2 protein-coding genes (both running past the window's edge) are annotated in these 23,756 nt (G+C 73.8%); both read right to left on the bottom strand.

Going from position 1 to position 23,756, the window contains the following annotated elements; translation table 11 throughout:
- Positions 1-21,523, bottom strand: the 5' portion of a protein-coding gene (locus Q1A98_RS07610; RefSeq protein WP_299571582.1) for a non-ribosomal peptide synthase/polyketide synthase. It extends 15,692 nt beyond the left edge of the window; the window shows 21,523 of its 37,215 coding nt (coding positions 1-21,523); its start codon is at positions 21,521-21,523; the stop codon falls past the left edge of the window.
- Positions 21,520-23,756, bottom strand: the 3' end of a protein-coding gene (locus Q1A98_RS07615) for a non-ribosomal peptide synthetase (protein ID WP_299571584.1). 5,824 nt of this gene lie beyond the right edge of the window; the window shows 2,237 of its 8,061 coding nt (coding positions 5,825-8,061); its start codon lies off the right edge, out of view — the gene reads right to left on this strand; it ends in the stop codon at positions 21,520-21,522. The genes Q1A98_RS07610 and Q1A98_RS07615 overlap by 4 nt, the downstream gene beginning before the upstream one ends.

The following is a 23,756-nucleotide window of genomic DNA, read 5'->3' on the forward strand; positions in this document are numbered from 1 at the left end:
CGTAGCCGACGAGGTGCTGGGCACCGCCTGCGGTCTCGGCCACGGTCACCGCCGCGTGGACGACACCGGTGGCCCGCAGGAGGACCGACTCGACCTCGCCGAGCTCGATGCGCTGGCCCCGCAGCTTCACCTGGAAGTCGGTGCGCCCCAGGTACTCGAGGGCGCCGTCGCGGTTGCGGCGGACGAGGTCGCCGGTGCGGTACAGCCGCGCCCCCGGAGCACCGTGCGGGTCGGCGACGAACCGGTCGGCGGTGAGGTCGCCCCGCGCCGCGTAGCCGCGGGCGAGTTGGACCCCGCCGAGGTACAGCTCGCTGGGCACCCCGGTCGGAACCGGGTGCAGCCGCGCGTCGAGGACCCGCGTGACGGTGTTGTCCACCGGGCGTCCGATCGGGACGACGTCACCGACGTCGACGAGCGTCTCGTGGGTCACCTCGACGGCCGCCTCGGTGGGACCGAACAGATCGTGCAGGCCCGCCCCGGGGAGTCGGGTGCGGACCTGCGCGGCGAGCGCAGGCGGCAGCGCCTCGCCCGAGACGAACAGGTGCCGCAGCGACGAGAGTCGGGCCAGCGTGGCGTCGTCGACGACCTCGAGGAAGACGGCGAGCATGGAGGGCACGAAATGCACCGTCGCGGCGCGTGTCCGGGCGAGGAGCTCAGCGAGGTACGCCGGGTCGGTGTGCCCGTCGGCGCGGGCGACCACGATCCGCGCGCCGGCGAGCGTGGGGGCGAACAGCTCGGGCACGGACACGTCGAAGGTGGTCGGCGTCTTCAGGACGACACCGTCGCCGGCCGCGAGGGGGAACGTCTCCAGCCCCCACGCGAGTCGGTTCAGGACCGATGCGTGGGACACGGTGACGCCCTTCGGTCGCCCCGTCGAGCCGGAGGTGAAGATCGTGTAGACAGCGGAGTCAGGGTGCAGCGGTGCGCGGCGATCGGCAGCGGTGAACGCCGGCACGACCCCGGTCTCGTTCCCGCCGTGCCGATCCGCATCGACGAGGATCACGGGCAGCGCGGTGTCGGGACGGTCGGACGCGGTGGTCAGGACCTGGCGCACCGACGCCGTCGTGAGGATGTCGGCGATGCGATCGCGCGGCGCGGACGGGTCGACGGGGACGTACTGCCCGCCCGCGACCACGACGGCGTGGATCGCGACGACGAGGTCGACCGATCGTGCCATCACCACCGCGACAGCGTCCTCGGGCCCGATGCCCTCGGCGACGAGACGACGGGTGAGGCGATGGACGCGGGAGGCGAACGCGCGCATCATGATCGGGCCGTCGTCGTCGACGACGGCGACGGCGTCGGGGTCGGTGGCGTACCGCGCCAGGAGGAGGTCGGCGAGCGTCGTCGACGGTCGCGGGACCGTCGGCCCGTGGTCGGCCGCGGCGATCGCAGCACGGTCGACGCCGTCGAGGAGGTCGACGTCGCCGACCGCACGACCATCCGCGTCGTCGGTGATCGCGGCGAGCACACGGACGAGTCGCGCGCCGACCGTCTCGACGGTGTCGGGGTCGAACAGGTCGGTGGCGTAGACGATCTCGCCGGTCCAGTCACCGTCCGGCGTGGACGCGGTCGACACCGTGACCTCGAGGTCGTACCGCGCGGCGGATGCGCCGGAATCGAGGACCTCGATGCCGAGGGCGCCGCCCGGGGCGCCAGGGGTGGACGGGCCGGGCGACTGGTCGAGGGACAGCATCACCTGCGCCAGCGGCGCGTGCGACTCCGACCGCCCCGGGGCGAGCTGGTCGACGAGGTGCTCGAACGGGGCGTCGGCGTGGGCGACCGCGTCGAGGTCGGCCTCCCGGACCGCGGCGAGGAGCCGGTCCACGGTGAGGTCCGGCGTGACGGCCACGCGGAGGACGAGTGTGTTCACGAACATCCCGACGAGGTCGTCGAGACCGGCGTGCCCGCGACCCGCCGTCGGGGTGGCGACCGCGATGTCGTCGGTCGCGGAGAGGCGCGCGAGGAGCACCGCGAGCGCGGCGTGCACGACCATGAACTCCGTGGCGGCGTGACGACGGGCTGCGGCGCGGACCCGCTGCGCGACCGAAGCGGGCACGGTGAAGCGGACGCGGTCGCCGTCGCCCGACGCGCGCAGCGGTCGCGGCCGGTCGGTGGGGAGCGGCAGCAGGTCCGGCAGCCCGCGCAGGCGCTCGACCCGGTGCGCGACCTGGGACCCGAGCGGGCTGGTGGGATCGTCGACCGACCCGAGCACGGTGTGCTGCCAGAGCGCGACGTCGGCGACCTGCAGCGGCAGCGGGGGCAGATCGGGCGCGGCGCCGGTCGACCGCGCGGCCCAGGCGGTCGCGAGGTCGGTGAGGAGCGGCCGCATCGACTCCCCGTCCACCGCGATGTGGTGCAGCGCGAGCGCGAGCACCCCGCCGTCGTCCGGTCGATGCCCCGGCACGACGAGCACCCGCACCGGCATCTCGCGCAGGAGGTCCATGGGCCGTGCGAGGAAGGCCGGGATCGCATCGGCTGCCGGGGTCTCGGCGACCTCGACCGTGAGGGCCGCCGCGGCGTCGGCGGCGGGCAGCACCCGCTGCGTCGCGTGACCCGCGTGCTCCGGGAAGACCGTCCGCAGCACCTCGTGTCGGGTGAGGACGTCGATCACGGCCGCGCGGACGACCGATGGGTCGAGCCGTCCGGGCACGCGCAGGACCAGCGGGACGACGTACGCGGTCGAGGTGGGGTCGAATCGGTGCAGGAACCAGATGCGCTGCTGCGCGATGGTCAGGGGGATGTGATCCGGGCGGGTCTGTGGCGTTATCGGCGGCAGCGTCACGCCGGCGTCCGCGGTACGGATGCGCGCGGCGAGCGCCCGGGCCGTCGACGCCTTGAACAGGTCGCGGACACCCACTCGCACCCCGAACGTGTCGGTGAGGCGTGCGGCGACCCTGGTGGCGGACAGCGAGTTGCCACCGATGGCGAAGAAGTCGGCGGTGACGTCGATCTCGTCGAGGGACAGCACGTCGGCGAGGACGCCGGCGACGAGGCGCTCGTGGTCGTCGGCGGCCTCCTGCGCGGAGGGCGCCGCGACGACCGGATCGGGCAGCGCCGCGCGGTCGATCTTGCCGACCGGGGTGAGCGGCATCGCGTCGAGCACGGTGATGGTCGACGGGACCATGTACCCGGGGAGTCGTGCCGCGAGGTGCGTGGTCAGCGTGGCGACGAGATCACCGGTCGGCGTGCCGGTCTCGACGATCTCCACGTACCCGGCCAGTGCTGCCGACGCACCCTCACCCACCACGACGACAACCGCCTGACGCACCGCCGGATGGTGCAGCAGGACCGTCTCGATCTCCCCCGTCTCCAGGCGCTGCCCTCGCAGCTTGACCTGCCCGTCGCGGCGGCCCGCGTAGAACAGCTCGCCGGCGCGCCTCCGCACGAGATCGCCGGTGCGATACATCCGCGCACCGTCGGGTGCGGCGACGAATCGCTCGGCGGTGCGGTCGGGACGTCGGTGGTAGCCGCGGGCGAGGCCCGGGCCCATCAGGTACAGCTCCCCCAGCGTGCCGTCGGGTACCGGCCGGAGCCGGGCATCGAGGACGAGGGCGGTGACGCCCGGCATCGGGACACCCAGCGGCACCGGCCGATCCGCGGACATCGCCGGGCTGGTGACCGCGAGGATCGTCGTCTCGGTCGGGCCGTAGCCGTCGTGGACGGCCCCGGGCCATCGGGAGATCTCCGACTGCGGGACCGCCTCGCCGCCGGCCATCAGGTGCATGAGCGGCAGGGACGACGGGTCCGGGATGGACGCGGCGACCGATGGGACGAGGAACGCGTGGGTCACACCGTGTCGCGTGATCCACTCGGCGAGATCGCGTCCGCCGACGACGTCGGGGGGCACCACCGAGATCGGGGCACCGGCGTCCGCCGCGCCCAGCACCTCGAGCATCGCGGCGTCGAACGACGGGGAACTGATGCCCAGCCACCGTGCCCCCGCACCCGACCCGAGTCGATCGCGCAGGGTCTCAGCGACCCCGGCCAGTCCGCGATGGGTGACGAGGACACCCTTCGGGACCCCCGTCGATCCCGAGGTGAAGATCAGGTAGGCGCCTGCGTCGACCGGGACCGCCGGCCAGGCGGGGGTCTCGACCGGTCTGCTCCGCAGATCGGCGAGCGTCGCTGCGTCCAGGACGATCTGGGAGCAGCCGGGATTCAGCTCCCCGCGATCGACACCGGGACCGACGAGGACGACCCGGGCACCGGCCTCGGCGAGGACGCGCTCCCGTCGGTCGGCCGGGTACCGCGGATCCACCGGACACCAGACACCACCGGCGAGAGCGACGGCACGCAGCGCGACATGGACCGCGGCCGACCGATGCACCAGCCCGACGACGACCGTCTCCGGCCCGACCCCCAGCGCGCGCAGGTCGACGGCCAGAGCGGTTGCGGCAGCGTCGACCTCGCCCCGGGTCCACACACCGTCGGAGTCGATCAGCACGGCCGCGTCGGGATCGGCAGGCGTGGCGAGGATGTCGCGCAGGGTGCGCGCCGGCGCGGCAGGTGGGCCGAGGAGAACAGGGGTGTCCGGACCGTCGAGGACGACGTCGACGTCGGCGACGCGCTGCTGCGGATCCCGCGCGATCGTGCCGAGCACCAGAACGATTCGCTCGACGAATGCCTGCACGGTGGGGCCGTTCAGGACGTCGGCCGCGCCGATCGCCCGCACCGTCCAGCCGTCGGCACCTGCGACGACACCGATCGTGAGGTCGACCTTCGCCTCGGTGGCCTCGAGGTCGACGGGTTCGACGGTGATCCCGGCGATCGTGCCGTCGACGGGCGGGACTGCATCGGCGACGGTCAGCAGCACCTGGGTCAGCGGCGGCACCGAACCGGATCTCCCCGTGTCCGCGGCGAAGCGCTCGACGAGGTGCTCGAAGGGGGTGCTCTGGTGGGCGAATGCGTCGAGGTCGCGGCCGCGGATCTCTCCGACGAGGTCTGCGAGCGTGATGTCGTCGTCGACCGTTGTCCGGAGCACCACCGTGTTGACGAACATGCCCACCAGGTCGTCGATCTCGGCGTGACCGCGGCCCGCGACGGGCGTGCCGAGCACGACGTCGTCCGTCGCCGCGACGCGGGCGAGCACCACCGCCACGGCGGCGTGGACGACCATGAACCGGGATGCGCCACACCGTCGGGCGAGTGCGTCGAGTGCCTCGGCGACATCCCGGGCGATCGCGGCCTCACCGGGGACGCCGAGGCCCGACGCGATCGGCGGACGCGGGCGGTCCAGCGGGAGGTCCAGGACGGCGGGCGCGCCGGCGAGCGTGCCCGACCAGAAAGCGAGATCACCGGCGTCTGTTGCCTCGTCGGCCTCGACCACCGCACGGTGCCAGACGGCGTGATCGGCGTACTGGATCGGCAACGACGGCAGGGCGGGTGTCGAGCCGCCGACCCGGGCGGCGTAGAGGGCGAGCAGGTCCCGCAGCAGGATCGGGACGGACTCGCCGTCGGCCGCGATGTGGTGCACCGCGAGCACCACGGTGGTCGGTGAGCCGGGTGCGACACGGGCGCGCAGCGGCATGTCGGTGCGCAGGTCGAACGGTCGACCGAGCACCGCGAGCGCCTCGTCCTCGGCGTCGACCGTGACGAGGTCGAGCCGTTCCGCCGCGCGCACCGCGTCGACGACGACCTGGTGGGGTCCGTCGGGGTCCTCCGGGTACACGGTCCGGAGCACCTCGTGGCGCTCGAGGAGATCCGCGATCGCGGAATGCACCGCCGCCAGGTCGATCTCGCCCCTGAGACGCACCGCGAGGGGGATGACATAACCCGCCGTCACGCGGTCCTCGTCGAGACGGTTCAGGAACCACATTCGCTGCTGCGCGTGCGAGAGCGGCAGGCGCCGGTCGCGGTCGACCGGTCGCAGCGGCGGGAGGTCGTTCCGTCCGATGGCGACGACATCCTGTGCAGCACGAGCGATGTCGGCGATCGTCGACGCCTCGAACACCGCACGGACGCCGACGTCGCCGCCGAGCACCGCGGAGAGTCGCCCGGCGACGCGGGCCGCGCTCAACGAGGTGCCGCCGAGGTCGGTGAATCGTCCGTCCGCGTCGTCGCCGAGCTGCAGGACGTCGGCGACGACCTGGCGCACCGTCGTGAGCAGTGAGTCGTCCACGGGTGTCGTGTCGGCCTGACGCGCGGGCTGCACCGGGGTGTCGACCTCGACGGGCACGAGGTCGCCGGCCGGCGACCTCCGCACGACCAGACCCGTTGCCACACAGCGGTCCCCCGGATCTCCTGCCGGGGCGGCGACACAGGTGGCCGCGGTGGCGGCGCCCGACGGCCACGGGACGGCGTGCCCACCGAGGAACAGAGACCCGACCGCCCCGGGCGCAGCCTGCCGGAGTCGGGCGTCGAGCACCCAGGCCGTGATGCCCGTGACGGGTCGACCCAGTGACGGCGCCGCGTCCGGCGACACCTCGCGGTGGAGGACGCCGAGCGGCATCCCCCGGGGTGCGAGCAGAGCGTGGAGCCGAACCCGCGGGAACCGGTCCATGACGTCCGAGATCGTGGACAGCGCAGCGACGTCCCCGGTGGCGACGGCGAGCCGCGCGGCCGGTGTCGTCGTCACCGTCGCGGCCAGGGCGTCGGCCGGAGCGCACACGACGGAGGCACCGGCGGGGTCGTCGACGATCCGTGCACCACCGAGGACCGCCCACAGGGCGGTGGTGATCCCGACAGGACTGTCGACGCCGTGGGTGACGAGGACATCGTCGCGGGAGTCGACGACCAGTCGCTCGGCCCGCCAGGCGAGGTGGCCTGCCAGCGCGGCCCGGGTCACCGTGTGCCCGCCGACCACGAGCGCCGGCGACCGCGGGTCCGCGGACACGGGGACGATCGTCCGCGCGGTCGCGTGCTCGGGATCGATGACGACCGTTCGCTCGTCGGCGGCGTCTGCGGAGCCCGCCACGATCCGCAGGTCGGCGTCGCCCGACGTGACGTGGCCGCCTGCCATCAGGACGGCGAGGACACCCACGGCCAGCACATCCGACATCGGGATGGGCACGGCCACCGGCGTTCCCGGACGGACACCGCGCTCGACGAGATCCGCAACGAGGGAGGTGACCCGGGCGCGCGTCGCGCCTCGCTGGACGACGAGATCGGCGAGGTCGACGGTGGGTGCGGGCGGCGACGATGACAGTCCGTGCGCCACGGCCGCCGTGACACCGAGGTCCCCGACCGCCCGGTCCGGGCCGGCGACGCCGTCGCGGAGGATCGCGGCGACCTCGTCCGCGACGGACGTGGCGGTCTCCGGGTCGTAGAGGTCGGTCGCGTACGCGAGTGCACCGTGCAGCCCGACGAGTGTCCCGGCGTCGTCACGGCGCAGGGTGACACCGACGGTGAGGTCGAACCGTGCGGCGGGCGGTCCTGCGTCGACGGGGCGGACGGTGAGCCCGCCGACGTCGATGGTGTCGTCGCGGGATTCGGCGACCGACAGCATCACCGAGGCGAGCGGCGGACCGACGGCGTCGCGGTGGGCGAGCCGTTCGACGAGGATCTCGAACGGTGCGTCGGCGTGATCGAACGCGGCGAGGTCGTCGGTGCGGACCGCGTCCACCAGGGAAACGAACGTGGTGTGCGGTGTGACGGCAGTCCGCAGTACCAGCGTGTTGACGAACATGCCGACGAGGTCGTCGAGTTCGCCGCGGCCACGGCCGGACACAGGGGTGGCGACCGTCGTGTCGACGCGTCCGCTGCGGCGGGCGAGCAGGACGGCGAGGGCGGCATGGACCGCCATGAACACGGTGATCCCCCGGTCACGACACCAGCGGTCGAGGCGCTCCGCGAGGTCGTCGACGGGGACGGGGACCTCCGCGCCGAGACCTGTCGCCTGTGCCGGTCGCGGACGGTCGGTGGGAACGCCGACCGGATCGGTCACGCCGTCGAGTCGCTCGATCCACCAGTCGATCTGGTGCGAGATCGGGGACCCATGGTCGTCCGGATCGCCCAGCGTCTCGGCCTGCCACAGGGTGACGTCGGCGTACTGCACGCCGAGCGGCGGGAGGTCAGGCTCTTGCCCGCGCGTGCGAGCTCGGAACGCGTCGACGAGGTCGCGCGTGAACGGCGCGACGGACTCGCCGTCGGAGGCGATGTGGTGCAGCACGACGATCAGATCGGTGACGTCCTCGGCGCCGGCGTGCACGCCTGCGCGGACGGGGATCTCCTGGGTCACGTCGAACGGTCGCGTCGGGAGGGCGGTGACGTCGTCGGTGACCCACCACGACGCCTCCGGCACGTCGCCGAGAACGTGTTGGTGGACGCCACCGTCGTCGTCCTGTCGGAAGACGGTGCGCAGGCTCTCGTGGCGGGCGATGACGTCGCCGAGCGCGGCACGGAGGGCGTCGACGTCGAGCGGACCGTGCAGGCGCAGGACGAACGGGATGTTGTAGGCGGCCGACGTCGGGTCGAGGCGGTTGAGCACCCACATCCGGCGCTGTGCCGGCGACACCGGGATGTGGTCCGGGCGAGGCCCGGCCACCAGCGGCGGCTCGACGAGAGACGGTGCCGCGTCGCCGATCCGGCGAGCGAGAGCGCGTGCGGTGGGCGCCTCGAACAGATCCCGCACCCCGACGCGCAGTCCGAGCGCCGCGGAGATCCGCGCCGTCACCCGTGTGGCCAACAGCGACGTCCCCCCCAGATCGACGAAGTCGTCGGTCGCGCCGACGCCGTCGAGTCCGAGTACCTCGCCGACGACGTCGACGATCAGCCGCTCGACGTGGGTGCGCGGGGCGTCGGACCCCGGTGTGCGCTGTGCGGCCTGTGGTGTCGGCTCGGGCAACGCCCGTCGGTCGACCTTGCCCGACGGGGTGACCGGTAGTCGGTCGAGGACGACCCAGCTGTCGGGCCTGAGTCCCGGTGGCAGCACGGTCGCGGCGTGGTCGGCGAGCTCGTCCGCGGACGTCTCGCCCGCCACCCACACGACGAGGCGATCGGCGGCGACGTCGGCGGTCGCGGCGACGACCCCGTCCAGCGAGGCCACGACGTTCTCGACCTCGCCGAGCTCGATGCGCTGCCCTCGCAGCTTGACCTGGAAGTCGCTGCGGCCGAGGTACTCCAGCTCCCCGTCCTTGGTCCACCGAACGACGTCACCGGTGCGGTACATGCGGCCGCCGGAGCCGGCCGGGTCGGCCACGAACCGCTCGGCGGTGAGATCGGGGCGCCCGGCGTAGCCGCGGGCGAGCTGGACACCGGCGAGGTACAGCTCGCCGGTCACGCCGGGGCCGACCGGATGCAGGCGGCGGTCCAGCACGGCGACGGTGGTGTTGGCGACGGGTCGCCCGATCGGCACGGTGGTCGCGTCGGGTGTGACCTCGTGGGCCGTGACGTCGATGGCGGCCTCGGTCGGGCCGTAGAGGTTGTGCAGCCGCGTGTCCGGGACCGCGGTGAGCAGCGCGGTGGCCGTCGCCGCGGGCAGCGCCTCACCCGAGGCGACGACGTGACGGAGCGACCGCAGTCGCGGGTCGGGACCGACCGCGCCCGCTGCGCGCACCGTCTCGACGAACACCGCCATCATCGACGGCACGAAGTGCAGGCAGGTGACGCAGCGTCGTTCGACGAGGGAGACGAGGTAGGCCGCGTCGCGGTGGCCGTCGGGATCGGCGATCTCCATGGCGGCCCCGACGATCGGCGGGAGGAACACCTCCCACATCGACACGTCGAACGTGAGCGGCGTCTTCTGCAGGATCACGTCGTCGGCGCCGAGCGCGAGATCGCGCTGCATCCAGGCGATCCGGTTGACCGCGGCGTCGTGGCTCACGGTGACGCCCTTGGGGCGGCCGGTCGATCCCGAGGTGAACAGCGTGTAGGCGGCGTGGTCGCCGCGCAGCGGGGCGACGCGATCCGCGTCGGTGACCCGGGCGGCGTCGGGCGTGGGTCCCGAACAGTCGACGACCGTCGTCGGAACAGGGGCATCCGTCCCGGCGGCACCGACGAGCATGTGGGTGACAACAGCGGTGGCGCAGACGTACTGGACCCGATCGTCGGGGGCCTCGGGGTCGATCGGGACGGCGTGACCGCCCGCCGCTACGACCGCGTGGACGGCGACGACCATCTCGATCGACCGCGGGATCCGCACGGCGACGGCCACATCCGGCCCGACACCGAGACCGATGAGGTGTCGCGCGAGGGTGGCGACGTGCCCGGAGAACGACCGGGCGTCCAGGGCCCGGTCGCCGTGCCGCACCGCGATCGCGTCGGATGCCGCCGCGAGCCTGTCGGCGACGAGGTCGGGCAGTCTCCGGTCGGGGACCGTGAGGGACTCCCCGCGCGACCACCCGTCGACGAGATCGTCGGTGGCATCGTCGAGACGGGTCAGGTCACCGATCGCGCAATCCGGTCGGTCCACGAGTGCGGCCAGCACCGTGACCACCTCGTCCAGCAACTCCCCGGCCACATCGTCGGTCACCACCGACGCGCGATGCTTGAGCGTCAGGGTGAGACCGTCATCGCCGACGGCGGCCACGAGGGCGACCGGGTAGTGCGTGGCATCGCTGGTCTCGATCCCGCGGATGTTGACACCCGCGGACGTCGCCGCCGCGCCGACACCGTCGGTGTCGACCGGATAGTTCTCGACCACGACGAGCGTGTCGACCGCGATGTCCCGCCCGACGGCGCGTGCGATGTCGTCGAGTCCGACGTGCTGGTGGTCAACCACCGCGGTGCGGTGTCGGTGGACGGCGCGGACGACGTCGGACACCGTGTGCCCGGGTGCCGCGGGGACCGCCACCGGGACGGTCGTGATGAACAGGCCCACCATGCGCTCGACGTCGGCGACCTCGGCGGGCCGACCGGCGACGGTCTCCGCGAACAGGACGGTGTCCTCACCGGTCCGTCGCGCGAGCACGGCGGCCCACGCGGCCTGGACCGCGGAGCTCGTGGTCGCGCCGAGCGAACGGACGCGGGCGGTCAGCGCGTCGGAGGTCTCCTGCCCGAGACGGGCCGTCACCGTACGGTGTTCGGGCCCCGGTGACGCGTCCACCCGATCGGACGGTGTGGATCGGACGAGGGTGGGTGCGAGCAGCGTGGGTCCGTCGACGCCGGCGAGAGCGTCGCGCCAGGCGGCCTCCGCCGCAGCGACGTCCTGTCGCGCCAGCCAGTCCAGGTGACGCGCGAAATCGAGTTCCTCCCCGACATCCGTACCCGGCTCGCCCGCGAGCAGGTCCGCGAGGAGCACGGGGCCAGACCACCCGTCGACGACGAGGTGGTGCGCCGTGACGACCAGCGACAGCAGTCGCTCGCCCGTGGCAGGGTCGAGGTGGGTTGCCGCCACGAACCGGATGAGTCCTGGCGCGGCGAGGTCGAATCGGCGGGTGCGTTCCTCGGTGGCGAGCGCGCGGACGGCGTCGGCTGAGTCCAGTCGGCCGGTGAGATCGACCGTGCGCCAGGCCGGTTCGATCCGGGGGTCGACCAGGACGGCGACGCGTCCGGATGCCAGGCGGTGGAAGGTCGACCGCAGCGCCGGGTGACGCCGCAGGGCGCGCGCCGCGGCGCGGTGGAGGTCGTCGGGAGAGCGGTCGCCGGCGAGCGTGAGCACCGACTGCGTGATGTACGGGTCGGTCACCGCGTCCCCGACGAGTCCCGCCCCCGACAACTCCACCTCGTAGGCCATCCCCCGCTGCAGCGGGGTCAGCGGCCACAGACGCGCACCCGGGTGCGCGCGCAGCAGGTCGTCGATCTCGTCCTGGACGAGTCCGGTCGCGGCGACGTCGGTCTCGCTGGGCCCCGGCGCCTGTGCCGTGGCGGCCTCGGAGATGGCGCGCAGCGCGGCGGTCCACCCGTCGACGAGGGTCCGGGTCGCCCGCTCCCACCGGTCCGCTCCCCCGAGCGCCTCTGGGGCGACGGTGAACTCGGCGCGGACGCGGCGACCGTCGTCGTCGTGGACCACGGCGGTCGTGGCGGTGACGGCGGCGAGCGCGGTCATCGTCCCGTCGACGACCGGGGCCAGCGACGGTGCGTCCGCCACGGGGCCGAAGGCAGCCGACTCGCCGGCGCGCAGGGTGCCGAGATGGTTGACGGTGACGGGCGGTAGCGACAGGTCGTGCACCGGCGAATCCGGTGTCCCCCAGCGCAGTGGTCCGAAGCCCACACCGTGGTCGGGGGTGCGTGCGACAGCATCCTTCGTCGCCTGCACGAGGCGGATGGCCGCCGCGTCGGGGTCGGCGAGGGAGGGCACCTCGACGGCGACCGGCGCGAGCGCGGTGAACCACCCGACGGTCCCGGACAGGTCCGCCCCGGGGGCGACCCCCTCCTCGCGCCCGTGGTTCTCGACCACCACCGCGACGCGGTTCGCGCCACCCGCCAGGGACCGGAGGACGGCTGCGAGGAGCAGCACGTCGACGCCGGTCGCGAACGCCGGTGCGGTGTCGTCGAGCAGGGTCGCCGAGAACTCGGGGTCGAGGGTGACAGAGACCGTCCGGGTGTCGATCTGGCGGTCGCGCGCGGGTTCGAGAACGACGGGCACACCGTCGATCACGGGCGCGGGTGCGGCCAGACGCTCCTCCCACAGCGCGAGTTCGTGCCGGCGGTCCAGTCCGGCGAGGACCTGCGCCCACCGTCGGTACGACGTGCCCCGGACCGGTACGTCGACGCCCGCGCCGGTCGAGTGCTGCCACCACGCCGTCGCCAGCCCGGTGACGATCGTCTGCCAGGAGATGGCGTCGACGGCGAGGTGGTGGATCGCGACCACGAGTCGCCCAGCCCCCGACGGTCCCTGGATCCCGACCGCCGAGACGACCACGCCGCGTGCGGGATCGAGGGCGCGCAAGGCGGCCCGATGGGCGGCGGCGACGTCGCCGTCTGCGCGGAGCACGACGGGCGCGTCACCCGCGTCGCCCGCCCCTGCCCGGACGGTCCACTGCCCGTCCTCGACGGTGAGTGACGCGGTGAGCATCGGGTGGGCGGCGACCACCGCATGCACCACGGTCCGTAGGGCGTCCTCCTCGATGTCGTCGGGCAGCGCCAGCACGACGGCCTGCGAGAAGTCGCGGATGCGATCGACGTCGCCGGAGGCCAGGTCGCGCATCCACGCGACAGGCGGCGGGACGGGCATGGGTCCGGCGGGCCCGTCGGACGGTTCCGCGAGCGTCGTCGCCGTGGCGTCGCGGAGGCGCAACGCGAGTTCCCGCACGGTGGGTGCGGCGAAGACGTCGCGGGGCGACACGGTGAACCCGGCCGCGCGCAGCAGGGAGGTGAGGCGGATCGCGGCGATCGAGTCGCCGCCGGCGGTGAAGAACGACGTGGTGACGGAGAGGGTCTCGACTCCGAGCACCCCGGCCACGACGTCGGCGACGACCTGTTCGTCGCCGGTCGCGGGCGCGACCGCGACGTCGGGGTCGACCGCGGCGATGTCGGGTGCGGGTAGCGCTCGTCGGTCGAGCTTGCCGCTCGCGCCGATCGGGGCGGCGTCGAGCACGGTCCACACCGTCGGGCGCATGTACGCGGGAAGTGCTTGCGCCGCAGCATCACCCGCCACGGCACTCAGGGTCTCGGCGTCGTCACGGCCGACGAGGTAGGCGGCGAGGTGGTCGACGCCTCCGGGCCCGCGGACCACGGTGACGGCGGCATGGGTGACACCGGGCGCCGCGGCCAGCACCGCCTCGATCTCGCCGAGTTCGACGCGCTGCCCGCGGATCTTCACCTGCGCGTCGGTGCGGCCCAGGAACTGCAGGTCGCCGTCGCGGGTGCGGCGCACGAGGTCACCGGTGCGGTAGAGCCGTGCACCCGGGTCCGTGGGGTGCGCGACGAACCGCTCGGCGGTGAGGTCGGGACGTGACGCGTAACCGCGCGCGAGTTGCACGCCGCCGAGGTACAACTCGCCGACCACCCCGTCGGCGACGGGATGCAGTCGGGCATCGAGGACGTGCGCCTGGGCACCCGGTACCGGTCGCCCGATGGGCACGATGTCGTCGACGGTCGGCAGCGGCGCGTGCAGCACCTCGACCGCGGCCTCCGTGGGCCCGAACAGGTCGTGCAGTGCGGCACCGGGGAGCGCCTCCCGCGCGGCACGCGCGACCGCAGGCGTCAACGCCTCCCCCGAGCAGAAGAGGTACCGCACCCCCTGCATCCCGGCCATGCGGTCGACCGGCCCGAGGCCGCCGACGACGTCGAGGAACACCGACAGCATCGACGGCACGAAGTGGATCGACGTGACCCGGTGTGCGGCGACGAGATCGGCGATGTGCTCGGGGTCGGTGTGGCCGTCGGCGCCCGCGACAACCATCCGCGCGCCGGCGATCAGCGGCGCGATCAGTTCGGGGACGGAGACGTCGAAGGTCCCGGGGGTCTTCAGCATCACGGCGTCGTCGGGGCCGAGCGGGAACGCCGCGAGGCCCCATCGGATCCGGTTGAGCACCGCGCGGTGCGACACGGTGACGCCCTTCGGTCGTCCCGTCGAGCCGGAGGTGAAGAGCGTGTACGCGGCGGCGTCGGGATGGATCGGGACGCCGCGGTCCCGGTCGGTGAGCGGCGCCGCCGGTCGGGTGTCGACGGACACCGCGACCGTGCGGAGACCGCTGTCCCGCAGCGCGTCCGGGACGGCGTCGCCGGTGACGGCGAGCGCCGCGCCTGCCGTGTCGACGATGTGGGCGACGCGGTCGGGCGGGGTGGTCGGGTCGACCGGAACGTACCGCCCGCCGGCGGCGAGGATCGCGTGGATCGCGACGACGAGGTCGACCGACCGCGGCAGACACACGACGACCGCCGTCTCCGCGGTCACCCCGGCGGCGAGCAGTGTGCGGCCGAGACGGGCGACGGCCGAGCCGAACTCGGCGAAGGTGAGCGATCGCCCGGTCGGGCCGTCGACGACAGCCGTGGCCGTCGCGTGGGTCGCACATGCGGCGGTGGTCGCAGCGACGAGGGTCTCGTCGTGCTCTCCGACGACGAGTGCCGGCGGGCCATCGGCGGCGGCGAGGGCGCGCGCCAGCGCGTCGCTCCCGAGCAGGTCCACGTCTCCGAGTGCGGTCGACGCGGGCGCGTCGGCCACCGCGCAGAGGGTGCGGACGAGCGCGTCGGCGATCATCTCGGCGGTGGCGGTGTCGAACAGGCTGCGCGCCACGGTGACGACGCCGTCGAGCCCCGCCCCCGTGTCGGTGGCGCCGACGGTCAGGTCGACCTTGGCGGGCTCGGGTCCCGGGTCGGCGACAGACACCGCGAGGTCGCCGACCGTCAGCGTCGCGGCGGCTCGCGTCGAGCCCTCGTCGAGTACGAGCATGGCTTGGGCGAGCGGCTCGAACGACTCCGAACGCACCGGGTCCAGAGTGTCGACGACGCGCTCGAACGGGACGTGGGCATGGGCGAAGGCGTCGAGGTCGACCTCGCGGACACGCTGCATGAGGGTGTCGAGGTCGTCGGCGGGGTCAAGCGGGGTGCGCAGTACGACGGTGTTGACGAACATGCCGACGAGCGGGTCGATCTCGGCGCGTCCGCGACCGGCGACCGGGGTGGCGATGCTGATGTCGCCGGTGCCGGTGATGCGCGTCAGCACCACGGCCAGCGCTGCGTGCACGGCCATGAACAAGGTCATCCCGTGGCGGGAGGCTCTGGCGTGCAGACGGTCTCGGACGTCACCCGGGAGCGACCACGTGACGGTGTCCCCACGCGCGTCGGCGATGGTGGGCCGCGGGCGATCGGTGGGCAGGGGCAGCAGGTCGGGTGTGCCGTCGAGCACGGTGCGCCAGTGCTCGAGTGCGCGGGCCATCTCCGAGGTGGGGTCGTCGGCGTCGCCGAGGAGGGCGCGCTCGGTGAGGGCGTGGTCGGCGTACTGGACCGGCAGCGGTTCCCACTCGGGGGCCCGACCGTCCGTGCGGGCGGCGTAGGCGGTGGCGATGTCGGCGGCGAGGATCGGCGCCGACTGCCCGTCCGCGGCGATGTGGTGCACCGCGAGCACCAGCAGGTGCCGCGCGGGGGCCGTCGTGGCGAGGCGTCCGCGCAGCGGCAGGTCGACGGTCACGTCGAATCCGTGGGTGAGGACCTCGCGGGCACGGCGTTCGGCGTCGGCGCCGTCGAGGGCACGCCAGTCGAGCCGATCGGCCACGACAGCCGTCGGGAGCACCACCTGGTGCGGTTCACCGTCGACGGACGCGGGGTGGACGGTGCGCAGGACCTCGTGGCGCTCGATGACGTCGAGCACCGCGCGCCGCATCGCGTCGACGTCGAGGTCACCGCGGAGGTCCACGACCACCGGGATCGTGTACGCCGCCGACGTCGTGTCGAGCTGGTTCACGAACCACATCCGCCGCTGCGCGTGGGACAGCGGGAGCCGGTCCGGCCGGGGTCCGGTCACGACAGGCGTCGGCGCCGCGCCCCGGTGGGCGAGGGCCGCCGCGAGCGCTCGGGGCGTGCTGTGCGTGAACAGGTCTCGGACGCCGACCTCGGTCCCGAGGGCATCCGCGACCCGGGCGACGACGCGGGTCGCCGACAGCGACGTCCCGCCGAGGGAGAAGAAGTCCTCGACGACCGAGACCCGGTCGAGCTGCAGGACGGTGGCGACGACGTCGGCGACGGCACGCTCCCGCTCGTCGGCGGGCGGGACGAACGCCGCACGCTCGATGACGGGGGCGGGCAGCGCGCGGCGGTCGATCTTGCCCATCGGGGTGAGAGGCAGCGCGTCGAGGACGACGATCGCCGACGGGACCATCGGCGCCGGGAGACGCTGCGCCACGTGGTCGACGAGCCGGGCTGTGTCGACCGATGCGCCCGCCGGCACGACCCACGAGACCAGCGTCTGCTCCCCCGACGTCGGGTGCGGTATGGCTGCCGTGACGGCGGCGGCGACGTCGGCCCGGTCGGCGAGGACGGCGTCGACCTCGCCCGGTTCGACACGCACGCCCCGGATCTTGAGTTGGAAGTCGCTGCGTCCCCGGTACTCCAGATCGCCGGTCCGACGGCGGCGGACGAGATCGCCGGTGCGGTAGCGCCGTCGCCCGTCGGGTCCGGCCACGAACCGGTCGGCGGTGAGGTCGGCGCGGCCACGGTAGCCACGGGCGAGCGCCGGTCCCGACAGATACAGCTCGCCGGTCGCGTTGACGGGCACGGGCTGGAGGCGGGCGTCGAGGACCTCCACGCCCACACCGGCGATCGGGGTCCCGATGTGGGGGACCGTCCCGGGCGTCATGGGTGCGCTCGCGGTGGACCAGACGGTGGCCTCCGACGGCCCGTACAGATTGCGCATCACGCGGCCGGGCGCCCAGGCGCGAACGAGGTCCGGACCGCAGGCGTCACCGGCGACGCAGAGCACGGCGAGATGCTCGAGACCGGCGGAGGGGACGGTCGCCAGCGCGGCGGGCGTTACGACGGCGTGGGTGACCCGCTCTCGACGAAGGACGGTCGCCAGGTCCTCGCCGGCGACGATCCCCGGGTGGGCGACGACGAGCGTTGCGCCGGCGGCCGCGGCGATGACGGTCTCGAACACGGCCGCGTCGAAACCCGGTGCGGCCAGGCGCAGGGCGCGGGAGTCGGCGGTGAGGTGCAGCTGTCGGACGGCCTCGGCGGTGAGTGCGGCGACCCCCGCGTGGGTGACCTCCACGCCCTTCGGCGTCCCGGTCGAGCCCGAGGTGAACACCACGTACGCCACGTCGTCAGGGGTGAGAGCATCTGTGGCACCGGCGATCCCGCCGACGATCGCGCTCGCGGGGTCGAGGCGTACGACCGCGTCCGGCAGCACGACGCCGTCACGGGCCACCGCCACCCGGACGCCGGCCTGCATGACGATGTCGGCGACACGGTCGGCGGGTGTCGCGGGGTCGACGAGCACCGGCGCGGCTCCCGTACGCGCGACCGCCCAGAACGCGACCGTCGCGTCGACCTCCCGCGGCAGGACGACCGCGACGACGTCGCCTCGTCCGGCACCCGAGGAGGTGATCGCGGCGGCGAGGGCATCGGCGCGGTCGGACAGGTCGGCGTAGGTCAGGGTCGTCGTCCCGTCGTCGACGGCCCGCCGGTCGGGGTGCGCGGCGACCGCGGTGTCGAGGACGTCGACGAGAAGTGTGTCGGTGGGCGCCGCCGCCGCGACCGGGCCGTGGTCGGCGGTCGTCAGCGGCAGGTCGCCGACCGGGGCGTGCGGGTCGGCGACCACGGCCTCGGCGAGTGTGCGCAGTCGCTCACCGAACTCCTCGACGGTCGCGGGGTCGAACAGCGCTGTCGCGTAGGTGATCGTCGCGGCGACGTCCGCGGTCTCGCCGTGTGGGTCCGGGGCGTCGACGGTCAGCTGGAGGTCCACTTTCGTCGTCGTGACGGGGACGTCGACCATCGACACGTCGACACCCGGCAGGTCCAGTGCAGGCCGGTCGTGGTTCTGGAAGGCCATCGCGACCACGAAGAACGGTGCGTGGGCGGTGCTGCGCTCGGGGGCGAGGTCGGCGACGACGGTCTCGAAGGGGATGTCCGCGTGGGCCAACGCCTCGATGTCGGTGTCGCGGACGCGGTGCAGCAGGTCGACGAATCCGGCGCCGCGGTCGACTTGGGTCCGCAGCGCGACGGTGGTGACGAACATGCCGATCAGGTCGGCGACGCCGGGTGTCTCGCGGCCGGCCACCGGGCTGCCGACGACGATGTCGTCGTCGGAACCCGACCGGGCGACGGTCACCGCCAGCAGCGCGTGCATCACCATGAACGGCGTCGCGCCGTGCTCGTGCGCGAGATGGGTCAGCGCGGCCCACAGCCCGGCGTCGAGGCAGAGATGGTGCTGTGCGCCGGCATCCGACCACACCGGTGGGCGCGGACGGTCGAGCGGCAGGTCCGTGACGCCCTCGACGCCGGCAAGACGCGCGCGCCAGTGGTCGAGCTCAACGGCCGCAAGGGAGTCCGGATCCGACGGATCACCCAGCATCTCCTGCTGCCACGCGGCGTGGTCTGTGTACTGCACGGCCAGGGCGGGGAGTTCCGCCGGTGCGCCGGACAGGCGTGACCGGTAGGAGGCCATGAGGTCGCGCACCATCGGGCCGACGGAGGCGCCGTCGCCGATGATGTGGTGGATCGCCACGACCATCACCCATTCGGCGTCTCCGACGCGGTACAGCCGGATCCGTAGTGGCGGCCGCGCAGCGAGATCGAATCCGACACCGGTCGTCTCGGCGACGGCCTGCCCGATCGCGTCGGCCGCCGACCGCAGGTCGACGGGTGGATCCACCACGACGTCGACGCCGTGGGTGTCGGGGTGGACCACCGCGGTCGGCACACCGTCGGTGGCGACGAAGCGGGTGCGCAGGGTCTCGTGCCGTCGGACGAGGTCGTCGAGCGCGGCTGCCAACACGTCGGTCCGCAGATCGCCGGCGAACCGCAGCGCGAACGGGATGAGGTACCCGAGGCCGCCGGGATCGAGCCTGTCGAGGAACCAGATCCGTTGCTGCGCCGGCGACAAGGGACTCGTGAACGGTCGGGTGCTGTCGCGGGCGATCGGTACGAGCGCGGGGCGGGTCGTCTCGGCGGCGCGACCCGCGACCGCCCGGGCGAGGTCGCGCACGCTGGGGTGGGCGAACACATCGCGCACCGAGATCGCCACGCCCAGTGCATCCGACGCCTGCACCGCCCAGCGCGCCGCGGCGAGAGAGTTGCCGCCGAGATCGAAGAGCGACGCGGTCGCCGAGAGCGACTCCCTGCCGAGGATCTCGGCGGCCACCGCCGCGACGATCTCCTCCGTCTGCGTCTCCGGGGGCGCATCGAGGTCGGCGTCGACCGGTGTCGGCGCCGGCAGCGCCGCCCGATCGACCTTGCCGTTCACGGTGGTCGGCATCCGATCGAGGACGACCACGTCCGACGGCACCATGTAGTCGGGCAGCACCGTGGCCACGGCCGCGCGGATCGTCCGTGCGTCCGCACCCTCGCCGGTCACGTAGGCGACGAGACGGTCGGTCGAGCCGTCGGCGAGGTCGGCGTGCGGCCGGTGCACCGTCACCGCGGCCGACGAGACCCCGGGAGCGGCGTACACCGCGGACTCCACCTCCCCGATCTCGATGCGATGCCCGCGCAGCTTGATCTGGTCGTCGGCGCGGCCCACGAACGTGAGGGACCCGCCACGGGTTCGTGCGACGTCCCCGCTCCGGTACATCCGCGACCCGGGGGGTCCGGCGGGATCGGCGACGAAACGCAGGGCCGTCAGATCCGGGCGCCCCAGGTAGCCCCGGGCGAGCTGTCCCCCGGCCAGGTACAGCTCGCCCGGGACACCGTCGGGCACGCCGGCGAGCCGCGCGTCGAGAACCCTGGCGCTCGATCCCGGGAACGCGATCCCGATGTCGGGCTCGGTCGCGGTCGCGGAGAACTCCGCCGTCATGGCGCGGTGGGTCAGGTACACCGTGGCCTCGGTCGGGCCGTAGACGTTCTCCAGCGCTGTTCGGGTCTCGGGGTGGTCGTCGTACCAGCGACGGGCGGCGGCGGGGTCCAGCGATTCCCCGCCCATCGCGATCCGACGCAGCGCCGACGGGATGCCCCGCGCCCGCATCACGTCGGCGAGGGTGTGGAACAGCGACGGCGTCGCGCCCATCACCGTCACGCCCTCGCGGTCGAGGACGTCGACGAGGTCGACGGGGTCGCTCACGGTGTCGGCGTCGACGACGACCAGCCGCCCGCCGACGGTGAGCGGCGTCCACATCTCGGCGACCGAGACGTCGAAGGCCGGGGAGTGCAGTGCCGACCAGACGTCGTCGGCGCTCGTCGGCATGACCTGCTGCGCCGCGACGAACAGGGCGGTGACCTGACGGTGCTCGACGACGACGCCCTTCGGGACACCGGTCGACCCGGAGGTGAAGATCGCGTACGCCGCGTCACGCGGGTCCGGGTCGGCGAGAGTCACGTCGGCGGCCGCTGCGGCACGCAGGTCGCCGAGTCTGCGGACGGGTACGCCCGTCGCGCCGGTGAGATCGTCGGGGTCGGCGTCGTCGGCGACCACCGCGAGAACGGGGCGGGCCGTCTCCAGGACGGTGTGCAGACGCGCCGTCGGATGCGCGCGATCCAACGGGACATAGGCGGCGCCGGAACGCATCACGGCGAGAAGGGTGACGACCAGGTCGACGTCGCGCCCGAGCGCGACGGCCACGAACCGTCCGGGACCGGCTCCGGCGGCGACCAGCGCGCAGGCCAGGGCCTCGGAGTCCGCGTCGAGTGCGGCGAAGGTCAGAGCGCGACCGCCGTTGTCGCTCACCGCGACCGCGTCCGGTCGACGGCGGGCCGCACCGCGCACCAGGCCGGGTACGGTGCGCCAGTCCGTGGTCCCGACCGCGGCGATCGCCGCGTCGATGACGGCGGCGGTCCGCGTCGTCGCCTGAGCGGCGATCTCGGCCGGCGCGAGGCCCGCCCGCGGCATCAGCGCGGTGACCGTCGCGCGGACGGCGGCGTCGGGATCGACGCCCCGCGCGGCGAGAGCCGCAGCAGCGGCGGCGACACGACTGTGCAGCTCAGAGAACGACACCGAGTCGATCGCCAAGCCGTCGGGGGCGACGCGCGCGGCAACCGCGAGGAGCTCGCGAAGACCCGGGGCGGACCGCGAGCGCGGCGGCACGCGATGCGTGCCGGTACCCGTCACGGTCACGCCGACACGTCCCCGTCCGAGAGGAACGAGGTGTCCGTCCCGCCGATCGCGCCGCCGACCGCGTCGACGAGTTCGGCTGCGCGACGGGCAATGCCGTCGACGGCGATCTCGACGGCGTCGCGGTCGTCGGACATCGCCAGATTGGGCACGAGGCCCGTGAGCGCGAGGACCAGCGCCGTGCCGGCGTCGGTGTCCGGGATGGCCGTGGCCATCGCGACGGCGGAGGCCTCGAGGTCCAGGAACGTCACCTCCACGCCGTCCTGGTCGACGGCGACGACGTCCGGGAGCACCGCGGCCGCTGCCGACACGAGGCCGGCGGCCGCGGACGCACCGACGAGAGCCCCACCGCCGGTTCGGAATCCGTCGCCGTGGGGATCCGCGGCGTCCGGCGCGTCCTCCAGCGGCAGGTCGCCCACCGCGGTCGACGGATCGGCGACGACCGCCCGGAGAAGGCGGACCCAGCGCTGGACCAGTGTCTCGACCGTCGACCGGTCGAACAACGCCGTGTCGTAGGTGATCCGACCGCCGAGCGCACCGCCACGGTCGACGCCGTCGCGGTCACCCGGGAAGACGGCGATCTCGAGATCGACCTTCGCCGTCGCGGAGGCGTCATGGCGTGGCGTCACCCGCAGTCCGTCGAGGGTCACGGCGGGCAGGTCCAGGTCCTGGAACGCGAACGCGACCTGGTACAGCGGGTGCCGGTCGGTCGAGGGCGCCCGGCCGAGGACGTGGTCGACGATCCGGTCGAAGGGCACGTCGGTGTGGGCGAGGTCGGCGAGATCGTCGACGCGGACCCGCGCGAGCAGGTCCGTGAACGGCTCGTGCGGCGAGACATGGGTCCGCAGCGGCACCGTCGTGACGAACATACCGACGATGTCCTCCACCCGTTGATCGTCGCGACCGGCATGGGGTGTCCCCACGACGACGTCGGTGCGACCGGACAGGCGGGCGAGCAGCACCGCCCACGCCGCGTGCAGGACCATGAAGGGTGTCGCGCTGTGCGAGTGCGCGATGTCCTCGAGCCCGGTGACAACACCTGCGGGGATGATGACGTCGACGGTCGCACCGGCCCCGGGTGCGCCCCGCCGTGGCCGGTCGGTCGGCAGGTCGTTGCGGTCCGGCACACCGGACAACCGATCGCCCCAGTAGGCCAGCTGACGCTGTTCCTCGGTGACGCCGTCCGGGCCGACTGTCGCCAGATGGGCGGCGTGCCACCGGGACCAGTCCGCGTAGTCGATGTCGACGGGCCGATCGAGCAGACGCGGCGACGTCCCGGCCACGCGTGCCGCATATGCCGCGGCGAGGTCCCGCGTGAGGGGCGCCAAGGACGACCCGTCGGCGTTCATGTGGTGGATGGCGACGGCGAGGACGTGCCGGTCGTCGTCGACGCGCAGGACGCCGGCGCGGACACCGGGCTCGGTCACCAGGTCGAACCCGCGTCCGGTGATGTCGGCGATCGCGGCGTCGACGGTCGCGGGATCGACGGTGCGGACGCCGATCTCGATGCCCGGCAGGGCCTGCTCGGCGGGGAGGATCACCTGCACGGGACGGTCCCCGACCAGCGGGTAGACGGTGCGCAGGGTCTCGTGTCGCGCGATCACGTCGCGGACCGCGGCCGTGAGGGCGTCGACGTCGGCCGGTCCGACGAGGTCGAGGGTGAGGGCGACGACGTACGCCGAGGAGTCGGTGTCAGCGCGGTTGAGCACCCACAGGCCGCGCTGGCGCTCGGACACCGCGACGACCTCGGGCCGCGGCCGGCGGACGAGGTCCGGTCGTGCACTCGCGGGCGCGACGGCCATCGCCGCGGCGAGGGCTGCGGGCGTGGGGTTCTCGAACACCGTCGCCACGGGGACGCGGCGGTCGAGGACGCGTTCGAGATGCGCTGCGAGTCGCGCCGCCGACAGCGACGAGCCGCCCCGGGCGAAGAAGTCGTCGTGCACCCCCACGCCCGGCGCCCCGAGCACCTCGGCGACCGCGGCGACGACCACCGACTCCATCTGTGTGCGGGGCGCGACACCCTCGGTGGCGGCGGCGATCTCGACGGGCGGCAGAGCTGCGCGGTCGATCTTGTGGGTCCGCGTCATGGGGAACGCATCGAGCACGACGACGGTGTGCGGGACGAGATGCGCGGGCAGGCGGGTACGTGCCCGCTCGATGAGACGTCGCGGCGTCGCGTCCCGACCGGTGACGTAGGAGACGAGCACGGTCTCGCCGGAGGGGGCGGTCGCACCCA

The organism is uncultured Williamsia sp. (genome assembly GCF_947494875.1).
GTDB lineage: Bacteria > Actinomycetota > Actinomycetes > Mycobacteriales > Mycobacteriaceae > Williamsia_A.